The organism is Bacillus sp. PS196 (genome assembly GCF_037963555.1).
GTDB lineage: Bacteria > Bacillota > Bacilli > Bacillales > Bacillaceae > Bacillus > Bacillus subtilis.
On sequence record NZ_CP150159.1, the window covers coordinates 182501 to 185000 of the forward strand.

Annotated in this window: 4 rRNA genes (2 of these 4 cut by a window edge); all 4 read left to right on the forward strand. The window is 50.4% G+C overall.

The window, feature by feature from the left end:
* Positions 1-78: ribosomal RNA gene (locus NST79_RS01075) — 23S ribosomal RNA — on the forward strand; it begins 2850 nt to the left of the window's first position.
* A gap of 55 nt (positions 79-133) precedes the next feature.
* Positions 134-249, forward strand: a 5S ribosomal RNA gene (gene rrf, locus NST79_RS01080).
* Positions 250-437: 188 nt separating this feature from the next.
* Positions 438-1987: ribosomal RNA gene (locus tag NST79_RS01085) — 16S ribosomal RNA — on the forward strand.
* 170 nt (positions 1988-2157) lie between these two features.
* A 23S ribosomal RNA gene (locus tag NST79_RS01090) occupies positions 2158-2500 on the forward strand (it continues 2585 nt past the right edge of the window).
* The 16S, 23S and 5S rRNA genes sit together here, the layout of an rRNA operon.

Below are 2500 nucleotides of genomic sequence, written 5' to 3' on the forward strand. Positions count from 1 at the left end.
ATCAGGTTGATAGGTCTGAGGTGGAAGTGTGGCGACACATGGAGCTGACAGATACTAATCGATCGAGGACTTAACCATATTTTTGAATGATGTCACACCTGTTATCTAGTTTTGAGAGAACACTCTCAATTTGTTTGGTGGCGATAGCGAAGAGGTCACACCCGTTCCCATACCGAACACGGAAGTTAAGCTCTTCAGCGCCGATGGTAGTCGGGGGTTTCCCTCTGTGAGAGTAGGACGCCGCCAAGCAATTGCACGTTAGTGTAATTTTTTTAAAAAAGTTGTTGACTTTGAAGAAGTGACGTTGTATACTAATAAAGTTGCTTTAACAAAGCAAACAAACAAAATGATCTTTGAAAACTAAACAAGACAAAACGTACCTGTTAATTCAGTTTTTAAAAAATCGCACAGCGATGTGCGTAGTCAGTCAAACTACTTTATCGGAGAGTTTGATCCTGGCTCAGGACGAACGCTGGCGGCGTGCCTAATACATGCAAGTCGAGCGGACAGATGGGAGCTTGCTCCCTGATGTTAGCGGCGGACGGGTGAGTAACACGTGGGTAACCTGCCTGTAAGACTGGGATAACTCCGGGAAACCGGGGCTAATACCGGATGGTTGTTTGAACCGCATGGTTCAAACATAAAAGGTGGCTTCGGCTACCACTTACAGATGGACCCGCGGCGCATTAGCTAGTTGGTGAGGTAATGGCTCACCAAGGCAACGATGCGTAGCCGACCTGAGAGGGTGATCGGCCACACTGGGACTGAGACACGGCCCAGACTCCTACGGGAGGCAGCAGTAGGGAATCTTCCGCAATGGACGAAAGTCTGACGGAGCAACGCCGCGTGAGTGATGAAGGTTTTCGGATCGTAAAGCTCTGTTGTTAGGGAAGAACAAGTACCGTTCGAATAGGGCGGTACCTTGACGGTACCTAACCAGAAAGCCACGGCTAACTACGTGCCAGCAGCCGCGGTAATACGTAGGTGGCAAGCGTTGTCCGGAATTATTGGGCGTAAAGGGCTCGCAGGCGGTTTCTTAAGTCTGATGTGAAAGCCCCCGGCTCAACCGGGGAGGGTCATTGGAAACTGGGGAACTTGAGTGCAGAAGAGGAGAGTGGAATTCCACGTGTAGCGGTGAAATGCGTAGAGATGTGGAGGAACACCAGTGGCGAAGGCGACTCTCTGGTCTGTAACTGACGCTGAGGAGCGAAAGCGTGGGGAGCGAACAGGATTAGATACCCTGGTAGTCCACGCCGTAAACGATGAGTGCTAAGTGTTAGGGGGTTTCCGCCCCTTAGTGCTGCAGCTAACGCATTAAGCACTCCGCCTGGGGAGTACGGTCGCAAGACTGAAACTCAAAGGAATTGACGGGGGCCCGCACAAGCGGTGGAGCATGTGGTTTAATTCGAAGCAACGCGAAGAACCTTACCAGGTCTTGACATCCTCTGACAATCCTAGAGATAGGACGTCCCCTTCGGGGGCAGAGTGACAGGTGGTGCATGGTTGTCGTCAGCTCGTGTCGTGAGATGTTGGGTTAAGTCCCGCAACGAGCGCAACCCTTGATCTTAGTTGCCAGCATTCAGTTGGGCACTCTAAGGTGACTGCCGGTGACAAACCGGAGGAAGGTGGGGATGACGTCAAATCATCATGCCCCTTATGACCTGGGCTACACACGTGCTACAATGGACAGAACAAAGGGCAGCGAAACCGCGAGGTTAAGCCAATCCCACAAATCTGTTCTCAGTTCGGATCGCAGTCTGCAACTCGACTGCGTGAAGCTGGAATCGCTAGTAATCGCGGATCAGCATGCCGCGGTGAATACGTTCCCGGGCCTTGTACACACCGCCCGTCACACCACGAGAGTTTGTAACACCCGAAGTCGGTGAGGTAACCTTTTAGGAGCCAGCCGCCGAAGGTGGGACAGATGATTGGGGTGAAGTCGTAACAAGGTAGCCGTATCGGAAGGTGCGGCTGGATCACCTCCTTTCTAAGGATATTATACGGAATATAAGACCTTAGGTCTTATAAACAGAACGTTCCCTGTCTTGTTTAGTTTTGAAGGATCATTCCTTCGAAACGTGTTCTTTGAAAACTAGATAACAGTAGACATCACATTCAATTAGTAATACAAGATATCACATAGTGATTCTTTTTAACGGTTAAGTTAGAAAGGGCGCACGGTGGATGCCTTGGCACTAGGAGCCGATGAAGGACGGGACGAACACCGATATGCTTCGGGGAGCTGTAAGCAAGCTTTGATCCGGAGATTTCCGAATGGGGAAACCCACCACTCGTAATGGAGTGGTATCCATATCTGAATTCATAGGATATGAGAAGGCAGACCCGGGGAACTGAAACATCTAAGTACCCGGAGGAAGAGAAAGCAAATGCGATTCCCTGAGTAGCGGCGAGCGAAACGGGATTAGCCCAAACCAAGAGGCTTGCCTCTTGGGGTTGTAGGACACTCTGTACGGAGTTACAAAAGAACGAGGTAGATGAA